Annotated in this window: 6 protein-coding genes; 5 read left to right on the forward strand and 1 reads right to left on the reverse strand. The window is 54.2% G+C overall.

Translation table 11 applies throughout. The features are described 5' to 3' along the window. Positions 1–434: hypothetical protein (locus AB4Z20_RS27740; RefSeq protein ID WP_442091176.1), on the reverse strand; the 434-nt coding region annotated here is incomplete at its 3' end. A 268-nt stretch (positions 435–702) separates the two neighbouring features. Here AB4Z20_RS27740 and AB4Z20_RS27745 point away from each other — a divergent pair. From AB4Z20_RS27745 to AB4Z20_RS27765, 5 genes are all read left to right on the forward strand, one after another. Further along, a complete protein-coding gene (locus tag AB4Z20_RS27745) occupies positions 703–2,148 on the forward strand; it encodes a hypothetical protein (RefSeq protein ID WP_442091178.1) in 1,446 nt (481 codons plus the stop codon). A 40-nt stretch (positions 2,149–2,188) separates the two neighbouring features. After that, positions 2,189–4,594, forward strand: a complete 2,406-nt coding sequence (locus AB4Z20_RS27750) for a hypothetical protein (protein ID WP_442091180.1) — start codon at positions 2,189–2,191, stop codon at positions 4,592–4,594. A gap of 66 nt (positions 4,595–4,660) precedes the next feature. Then, entirely contained in the window at positions 4,661–6,955 is a 2,295-nt protein-coding gene (locus AB4Z20_RS27755) for a hypothetical protein (RefSeq protein WP_442091182.1), read from the forward strand. Between the two features lie 45 nt (positions 6,956–7,000). Beyond that, positions 7,001–9,895: a hypothetical protein gene (locus AB4Z20_RS27760; protein ID WP_442091184.1), complete on the forward strand. Its 2,895-nt coding sequence runs from the start codon at positions 7,001–7,003 to the stop codon at positions 9,893–9,895. Positions 9,896–10,016: 121 nt separating this feature from the next. Further along, positions 10,017–10,444, forward strand: a 428-nt coding sequence (locus tag AB4Z20_RS27765; RefSeq protein ID WP_442091185.1) for a hypothetical protein, incomplete at its 3' end; no start/stop codon positions are given.

The raw sequence follows: 10,444 nt of genomic DNA on the forward strand, positions 1-10,444 counted from the left end.
GCCGCCACCCGGTTCTGGGTGCTGCCCATGACTTCGAGTATCTCGACCAGGCCGGACTTGTGCACGACCCGGTAGTGATCCTCGTCCTGATGGAAATGAAAACTGTCGAGTTTTTTTTCCTTCATCACCAACTGCCCGCTGACACTGTCGCTGCCGGTGACCTTGAAGGTTTCACCGGTGCTCAGGGACAGGATCTGGTTGCCAGGCGTGTACTGGGACAACTGCAGGTTCCAGCCATAGCCGTAGCCACTGTCTTGCCTGTTGAGCGAGCTGTACGCCAGCGCCAGGGCAAAACCCGGACCGCGTAAATCATTGGTTTTAACTTCGGGGAAGTTGATCGCTATCGTGTAGAGACCGGTGCGAGGATCAACACCGTTCTGTACGGAACTCATGAAGTTAAGTGCATTGGAATGTACAGAACTGGCGGCAGTCATTGATATGAACCTCATCGAGGGTAATAAAAAACGTCGATCGATGTGCAGTCGGACATAAACAACGCCAGTACCGGCTACAGCAGCTGAAAGTGGATCCCAGGGAATAAATACCGACGTCCGACGAGACAATAGCAACTGGATAACGCCGGGTAACCTAACAGTTCTGATAGTGGGCAGATCGATAGACGAGGCGTAAAAGGGAGGCAACTCGATTGTTGCGACAGTGAAATAACTGGCCATCGATACATGCCTCTAGGGAGTTCAAATAATGGCAGCCGTGCTACCTCAGTCCGAAGTCTTCTCGGTGTTACTCCCGGTTCCCCAGTTCAAGGAATCCCATGATTGCGAGGTGGACTTGACGACGGTGGGAGATGCGGGTGCCACGGTGGTCGCGCCACCCTATAGGGCGATGTCAGTGGGTGACACCGTGACGTTTACCCTGAAAAGATTCTTCGATGACGGTGTCCCCTGGGAGGATTTCACGCGCCGGAAAGTTCTGGTCGATGGCGACATAGGGCAGCCCCTGCAATGGACGGTGCCGCTCAGTGAGCTGCAAATCATCGATGGCGGTTCTGCGTTGATGAGCTACAGCGTCGTTTATGCCACCCCGACGGTGCCAACGCTCTCCGATGAGCAGGCGCTGCGTTTCGTTGCGCCGCAAACCCCGTTGTTGCCTGCGCCCAGGGTCAAGGGTTTTACCGGCGACATGCTTGATCCCGAGGCATATCCCAATGGCATCAAGCTGGTCATTGAAATCTACCCCGGTATCCAGGTGGAGGATGAGGTGGTGCTGTATGCCTCGGGCGATCCGCAGGTGATCAAGACATTGCGCGTCGATCCGTCAACGGTTGATAGCCAGGTACTTGAAGTCGATGTTGATTACGAGTGGTTGTCGGCCAATCACGGCAAGGCGATAGAGCTGATGTACCAGTATGCCCGGGTGGGCAGTGCGGGTACTTCGATGCCATTGTCACTGACGTTGCGCCAGCCCCTGAATCTGCCACACCCCCTTATCGAGGGCGTGATCCGGGACGGTGAGGATGATGAGTACCGAGGCTATTTGTTTGCCAGGAATATCACGGGGGGGGTCTACGTCAAGGTTCCGGATGAGGCAGTGATTGGTTTGGACGACGAGGTTCAGATGCACTGGGAAGGCTATGGCGATACCGGCCGTCATATCGCTGATCCTACGGCCGGTAATGCGAGGCGTTTCTATATCCCTCCAGGCTTTGTGCCGGCGAACATGGGCAAGCGCCTGGACGTGTTTTATAAAGTGACCCCGCCTGGGGAGCAGCCGTATAGGTCGGGGGTTTTCGATCTGGAAATCAAGGACGTGGACCGCGGCTGGCCGACCCTTCAAATCAGTTCCCCGCCTTCGCCGAGTAATAGAATTTCCTTGGCTACGGTAACCGAGGCTGGGGTGACCTTTCGCTTGGAATCATGGACCTACATGGAACGCGGCCAGCGGGTGAAAATATACGCCAACGGCCTCTTGATAGGCGGAGGCGAGGAAAGGTCCGACTTGCGCGGGGGCGATGCCGAGACGGTCACCGACTCAGAATACTTCGCCGGGGAGTTATTTGCGAGCCTGCCCCGTTCCTTTCTTCAAAGGCTGCAACTTAATAACCAGTTCGATGTGTTCGTCGAAACCAGTTTCGATGACGGCTTTTCCTATAAGAGCTTTCCCATGATATCACCGCAGTTGGTGGAGTAGCGCGCAGCGGGAAACGATTCAATTTGATGAGGACGAGATCATGTCAAGTAATTCGCTCGAGACATTACTGGCTTGGATGAAAGAGACTTCACGGATGCTACGTTGGGGGATGATTGTTGCCCTGGAGCGACGCAAGACGAATTTGTTAATGACCCAGGAGTATATACGTCGCTTCGATGTTGGAAGTTATTTACCTCCGATCAGAGGGGAAGTGCCGATTGTCGAAAATCAATGGATGCAAGTTGTTCATGATTTTGTGATGGATGTCCCGTTGCTGTCCTTCGAGAATGCCGATCTTAATGATTCCAAAGCTATGTTGAGTATGTCTGTCGTAGGCGGAAGTCAGCTTACACTAAAAAAGGAAAGCGCTGGATGGACGGCGGTCATGGTGGATGAGATAGATTCGCTGCAAGGTCCGAAGTTGTATTTGGATTTGCTGCTGAATCAAGTGCCGGGTAATGTCGATGACGATGGGCGAATCATATTGGATTTGAGCCGAAGCGATAATTTCAGATTGACCTTTGCCCAGTCACCAACCGAACAACGGTTGGGAGGGAATTTTTTCAAGGATTTGTTCAATGAGCTTGCTCCGGATAAGCGTATTTGGCCGTTGGGCAGGATCGAGCGCGGAACGAGTGAGTTTATGCAGCCACAATCATTTGGTTTGCGCACCCAGGCGAGCGGAGCGGCTGCCCGGGATCCACAATCGTCCGAGCACGGTAACGGCGCTATCCTGGCCTTCGTACGTATGGAAGGTAGCAACGAAGGGGATTATCCGGGCGCTAATTCCGGTTTCAGGTATTTGATTCCCGATGATGCCGGTAAAGACTACTCGGCTACCGTGCTTTTCAACGCAGAGCGATTGTCTTCGGTTTTGGGGGAGGCTTTACTGGATAAAGTCACAGAGATGATCGGCAGTGATGATTTTGAACGTGCCTACAATAATGGCCAATTGGTGTCGGCCGTAGCTAAGGCTGGAGGACTAACGGTAAATAGAGCGGCAAACCCTCTCCCGGGTATTGGTATAGGTGGGCAATTTGTAATTCCGTGGATTATTCGAGACGCTATAGTTCTTCCCGCAAACAGTGAAGTACCTTGTACATTGATTTCTGAAGGTGGGAATAAAATCTCTGTGCGTTGGGTTTCAGAATGTCGTGCAGCGGTTGAGATTGTGTTTAAGAATCTTCAAGGTGAGGAGCTTTGGCCTACGGTCACGAGGGATTATTTATATTCTGTTGATTTGCAAGCGGAGTTTGAAATGATGGATGTCGTTGACGCTGATGGTGTCGTCGACGCAGTGATGCGATCCACTAAGTTTGAATTGCTTATAGACGCGGTCGATACAGAGGCCGCTCTGCTGTCAGGTGAAGAGACAGGTAAAAGTAGTTTGCCGGCACTGTTGCTATATGTGCTGGCACAGTTGCTGGCTTTGTTCGTAAACAGTATTGGGCCGAAAATAAGGCGAGCGCTGCAAAATGATCTGAGAATTGATATTTTGCTCAAGCCATTGATCGAAAATTTTATCAAATTGAATTTTGGTCAAGCAATACAAGGTGACCAGGTCCGCGCGCCTTACGATATCGGCTTCTTTGGCCGCCTTGACCCCACCCAGACTTCTTTCGTGATCAGCCCGATGCGGCCGCTGATGCTGCAAGGCGATACCCAACAGTTCAGCACCGAGCCGGTTATCCATGGGGTGCAGTGGACTGTGGAAAACCTGCCTGAAGACTCTGGCAGTCCAGGAACTATCAGTGCCGGCGGGTTGTACCAGGCTCCAGCGGCCGCCTCGATCGAGGGGCGTTTCAAGCGGGTGCGGGTCACGGCAACGGACCCGAGTTCGGACTACCACAGTTCGGCCTTGGTAACGGTGTTGCTTGACGAACTGTCAGTTCATCCTTTGATCCAGATTTGCGACGTCGGAACCCGTGTCGAGCTGGCGGCCGGTGCGTTGAAGGAAGGCGAATTGATCTGGTCGATCAAGAACCCTGTCGCGAACGAAAGTGGTGAGGTACGGCCCAGCGACGAATCCGAGGGTGATCACACCTATCACCACGGGCCGGTGGTGCCGAATAAAACTTATGTACTCGATGAGATAGAAGTCAAAAACAACCGGACGAATAAAACCCGATCTGTCCATGTTCTGGCGCTGCAGAAAGGCCCTGGCGCGCCGGTTGGGATTCTCCACAGCGATATTGGGCTGGGGCAGGTTCAACTGGAGACCCGCGTCAATGGTAATCCTATGGCCGCTGAGTGGAGCCTTCCTTTGGGGGGGCCAGGTTCGATCGATTCAACGGGCCTGTACCGTGTGGCCCCGACGGCCACCGAACGATTCGTGCTGATTTTCGCCCTGGTGGATGGTGGTGCATTTGGCAAGTTCGAAGGCCATCTGATCTTGCCATTGCCCCTGGTTGAGTTCCCGCAGTTGCTCGAGGCGTTGAGTCAATGAATATCGCTCATCAAGCACTCGACACTACCGTTGTTATTTTGTGCCTATCCCTTTGGAGCCAATGTCATGGCCGGTAATTCGTTGGAAAGTTTATTGGCATGGATGAACGGCAACTCCCAAATGCGCGGTTGGGACCTCATTGTCGCCCTGGAGGGCGGCAAACTTAACCAGGGGTTGCAGCAAGACCATATCACTCGATTAAGCCAGGACACGGACCTGGGCGTTTTTACAGGCTCCGTGGACATCCCCGAGACCAATATTACCCATTACCTGACGGGGTTCCGATTGGCTGCGCCGGCACTGTCCTTTGAACACGCCAGCCTTCAGAGTACTCGGGCATTCTTGAGCCTGTCGGTGGCGCAGGGGCTCCATATGATGGTGGAGACCGCCCAGGGTCAAAAGAAAGTCACCCGCCTCACCGCCCTCGATCCCCTGAATGAATCGCAAGTGACGCTGGACTTGATCATGACGGCAGATGCCCAAGGTGTGAGGTTGGATCTGGCCAACAGTGAGGAGGTCTTGCTGAAGTTGTTCGGTACCCCGAAGGAGCAACGCGAAGCCGGGGCGCTTTTGAAGAGCTGGTTCCAGGGGCTGGACGCAAACCGGCGGGTCTATGCCCTGGCTACCTTCCCCAGCGAGGGGAATCCATTCATGTTCGCCAGCAACGTCGATGTGCGGACCCAGGCTCGTGATGTGCAGGCGTTGACACCCGGGACCGAAGACGGTGCCGTGGTGTTGTTCACGCGTATGGTCGATGGTCGCCCAGGTACATTTCCTGGCGATGATTCCGGCTTCCGGTACCTGATTCCCGATGATGACGCGCAGCAAACCTATTCGGGTACGGCGCTGTTTTCACAAGGGTTGATTCATCGCGCTGCGTTCGGCCATGCACTCGTGCAGTTACTTGAAGATGCCGAATTCGAGCGTATCGTCGATCAGGACGGTGCGTTGGCAAAAATGGTGGCCACGCGCGGCGCCCTGCAGGCGGCGGCGGGCAGTTATCAGAGCCTTGATTATGAGTTCGAGTCCGAGACCTTCAATCTTTCGGCTACGGGCGGGGCCTCGCCGCTGACGGTCGAGTTCGCTCAGAATGAGGTGCTTCAACGTTGGCAAGGCACATTCTCCCTGTCGTTCAGATACCGGCCTTTGAGTGGAACCACCTGGAGTTCCCATACGGCTACCTTCAACATCGACTTGCAGCATGAGTTCCGTTTGCTGGCGGATGAGTCCGGCGTTTCGGCCATGGAAGGTGAGTTCTTCGTGCCGTATACCGATACGCAAGAGGTGAGCCACGTGTCCGGGCTTCCCGGGACGATTGAGCCCGCGGATCTGGAGCAGATCAAGGATTTCGTCGCCAATACGGTGAAAAGGGCACTGCTTGAGCGGTACGCCACCACCCTGACGACTACCGCGTCGGAAACCTTCCTGGCGGGCATGGAAATAGCGGGCAGCAGCATCGCGCAACCGAGCCATGCCTCCTTGCCCTTCGACTTGGCGATGTTTGGTCAGATCAATACGTCCGGCGCGTCATTTGCCATTGTCGAGCAGCAGCCCAGGGTCGCGGCCGGCAGACCGCTGCAACTGAGCACGGAACCTGAACATGGCGACCTGCGCTGGTCGGTGGAAAATCTTTCGGGCAGCGGCAGCAACCCGGGCGCTATCGACGAGCGAACAGGCTTGTACCAAGCGCCACCGGCCCATGCGATCAATGGCTCGTTCAACCGGGTGCTGGTCATTGCCAGTGACCCGCTTACTGGCGAGCGGAGCGTGACATTGCTCACGGTCCTGGCGAACCCGATTACCGTCAATCCGCAAATCCAGGTGTGTTATCACGGCCAGTGGGTAGAGCTGTCGGCAGGTCACCTGGACGGGAGCGTACTGAGCTGGGCCATCAAGAATCCCGTTGCGGGTGAAAGCGGCGAAATAGTTCCCAGCGACAAACCAGAGGGTGATCACACTTACATCGCCGGCCCACAGGTGGCCGAAAAAACCTATGTGCTCGATGAAATAGAGGTGAGCCAGGGCGCTCAAACCCAGTCTGCCTATGTTCTGGTACTTCAGAGCGAGCCCGGGGCCACGATTAAGCCGGTAGACAATCCGGACTTGCCAGAAGGGCAGATTCAATTGCAGGTCTTTGTCAATGATCAACACCAAAGCGGTCAATGGTCGCTGCCACTCGGTGGGCCGGGATCGATCGATGCGGCGACGGGACTGTATAGCGATGACTTTGCGGCCAAAGAGCGGTTTGTTCTGATTACGGTGGCGGTGGACGGCGGTGATTTCGGTACGTTCGAGGGCTATATAATTTTGCCGCTACCCCTTTCGAGTTTTCCTTCCGTGCTTGACGCTTTGGCTAACTAACACGGTTTATTGCTTTGCTTCTTAAATGAATTAGAGGGCAATATCATGTCTGTCAATTCGTTAGAAAGTTTGCTGGCGCGTATGCGGCAGGGTTCTGTCACCCAAGGGTGGGGTGCTATTTCAATCTTCAGCCGCGGTCGCTTGAATCGTTTGTTGGAACAGCAATATATTGAGCGATTCAATGGGTACGGCTTCCTGCCGGCTTTTAGTGGGCAAGTTTTTTTAGACGATCTTCAAAGTCGTTCCATTGAGTTGGAAGGTATTATGTTGGGTCAGCCGCGGTTATCGTTCAATACTGCGTCGCTGACCAATTCGACAGCCGTAGTGACGATGAATATCTTGAGTGGTCATTATGCCGCCTCGCGTCATCCCGCCGGCGCGGTAAAGGCCTTATCGTCGACATTCAATATTAGTGAAGCGCAGGGCTTTACACTGGAAATGGACATTGACCTGTCCATGGTGGTCGGTGAAATCGACAAGCAGGGCAAGGTGAAGCTGAACTTGTCTGAGGGGGTTAACTTTCGCTGCAACCTGGCCGGTGATGACGAGGCAACGAATACGCGGCTGTCTGATTTCTTGAAAGAAAGTTTCGAGGATTTGCCGGCGCATCGGAGTGTCTTTCAGCTGGGAATGCTTGAGCTCAAAGGCTACAGCTATTTGACCCCCACTTCATTTCGGATTCTCACCCAGGCGGCCCCCGGAGCGAAGGTCAGGGGCGCGTTGAATTTTGGTGAAGGGGGGGTGGTGATTTTCATACGGCTTGCGGGCAATGCGACCGATGGGCGCTTCCCGCCGGACAGCAGCTTCCCGTATTTGCTTCCCGATGATCAGGAGCCCGATGGCAGTGATCGATATTCGGCTGCCTTGATCCTTTCTGAAGCGATGATTCCTTACATCGAGAATGGCCGGCTGGATGTACTCAATAATTTGGTGTTTCCCGGCGACAATGTATTTGAAGAGGTCGAGCGACACATACCTACCGATCTGGGGGTGTTCGGTAACATCAATGCGAAACGGACCCGTATTTCGCTGGAGCCCACGTTCCAGACCATCCAGGCTGGCGGCACGCAGCGCTTTACGTTACGTAATTGGAATGGAGCGGTAATCCAGGCCAGCGAGTGGGAAGCTGTCAGCTTGCAGAGTCATACCGCCCCGGGACACGGCACGATTACCGACGGGCTGTACACCGCTGCCGCCAGGAACCTTATCGGACATGAGTCGCTACACGTGGTGGTGACCGCCAAATATGTCGCTGGCGGTATCACCTACACCGCATCGGCCTTGCTGTTAGTGGTGTATGACAGTGTGACGGTGGCACCGCGAACATCGGTTTATCCCACCAGGGCGCAATCACAACCCATCGTGTTGAAGGCGACAACGATGAACGCCACGAATGTGACCTGGGCCCCGCTCATGCCCGAATATGGAACCCTGACTCATCAGGGTAACCAGGCAACGTTTACACCGGACGCCCGATCGAGAACCAAAGGCCTGGTCGTTCAACAGATTGAAGTCACAGGTGCCGAGACACGGCGGTTATCCCTGGTGCTGCTGAATGCGCAACAACAGCTTCGTATCGATCCGGCCTATGTTCCCGCGGTCAGGAAGTCTGTGGACTTGCAACTGAGGGATGATGCCACGCTGCTGCCCGGCCTTCCCAGGCGTTGGAAAGTGATCAGCGGTGGCGGTACTGTCAGTTCCACTGGGCATTTCACCGCATCGGCACAGGGCCCGGCCTCCAGCAGTGTCGTGCAATGCGAAATCGTCAGCAACGGAGTGGTTTTGTCCAGTGGCTACAGTGTCGTTGAACTTTCCGAACTGGAGCCGGAGCCTACCTGGGAAACGCTTTCACAATTCACTATAAAGGTGCCCGGCGGGCTCGAAGGGGGAAAACTTGGCTCGTTGTATGCCAATGGCTATCAACAGCTCAAGACGGAGATCGTGGTTGAGACGACCCCTGTCGATAATAGGGAGTACCCGTTGAGCGTAAGCGAGAAGGCCAGTATGAGGCTGGTGGACGATGGGGTGGGCGATGAGATAGAACCTGTCGATGAACCCCACGAGGGGATGCCAGTATCGGATCGCGAGAAGTGGCGCAGCCGTTTGGTTGAGAATCGTTTTGATCTGGCCGAACCCCGAGTTGCAACGCAAGATAACTTGCCCAGTGCAGCCATCAGTAGGATCGATATCTATCTCCATACGCGGGACACAGCGAACGCCGTAAAAACTTTTCATGCGAAGTTTCAGAAGGACAGACCTACTAGATGGATTAAGTCGACCGATTATACCGATCCCAACAGTAAGATCGAAATTACACCGCGTGCAATCCCGCAGTTTCAACCGAGTGACTACGAATTCGAACGAGTCAGGGTCGACGGAGGGTCAGGTGGCCCGGGTGATCCGGAAGATGATGACTTCGACTTTCATTTGCGCACTGTCGATTACTGGAAGTTGCGATACGTGGGGAATCTGGTTTTGTCAGGGACTGCTTTCGAGGCACTGGAGTTCGTGTCCGTTGACGCAAACGATGTGCATATGTCGATCTCGACGTCGACCATTCGTTGGGAGAGCGAGCAACTGGCCGAAACCATGTTCAGTTGGACAGGGTATATCTTCAAGGATCCGCTGAAAGGGGAGCCGCTCGATAAGGTGAAGTTCGATGACGCGCTCAAGGATGTCGTCAAGGACGAGTCGCTTGATATTGATGTCAACAGCTCGGTATTTGAAGATGGCCTGTTGGTCATCAGCTTGCATCGTTCTGATCGCATCCCTTATATCCGTCAAGGAAATCAATCTCGAGACAAACTGTCCCGAGACTTGGCGGTGATGTTGTTCGACAAGCGTGGAAACCCACACATCCGACGGATTTCTTTCCTTCCGCCCAGTACTGTGGGTGACCGGAATAGATTGGTGCATTCGCTGTTCACGCCTGCGCAATAAATAGTAGGCAGATAAATGAATATTGAGACTCGGGCGATGGGCGGGTAATGGCTGGTCACTGAATGTTAATGGCGATGCCCTATCGAGACTTTATAAATTTCAAGTGCGTGAGGACTACTAAATGACCATCTCGAATTCAGTCCATTCCAATGCCTTCAACTTTATGAGTTTTATAGAGGGCGGCGTTGACCCCCGCACCGGGCAATATACGTTTGCAATCAGTTTGCCCGACGTGAAGACCAATCACCTGCAAGGTCCCGGTGTTCCGCTGAACTTGGCGTACAACCCACTCAACAGGCAAGACAGTGGCTACGGCTATGGCTGGAACCTGCAGTTGTCGCAATACACGCCTGGCAATCAGATCCTGTCCCTGAGCACCGGTGAAACCTTCAAGGTCACCGGTAGCGACAGTGTCAGCGGGCAGTTGGTGATGAAGGAAAAAAAACTCGACAGTTTTCATTTCCATCAGGACGAGGATCACTACCGGGTCGTGCACAAGTCCGGCCTGGTCGAGATACTCGAAGTCATGGGCAGCACCCAGAACCGGGT

This window comes from Pseudomonas sp. KB_12, assembly GCF_052114545.1.
GTDB lineage: Bacteria > Pseudomonadota > Gammaproteobacteria > Pseudomonadales > Pseudomonadaceae > Aquipseudomonas > Aquipseudomonas brassicacearum.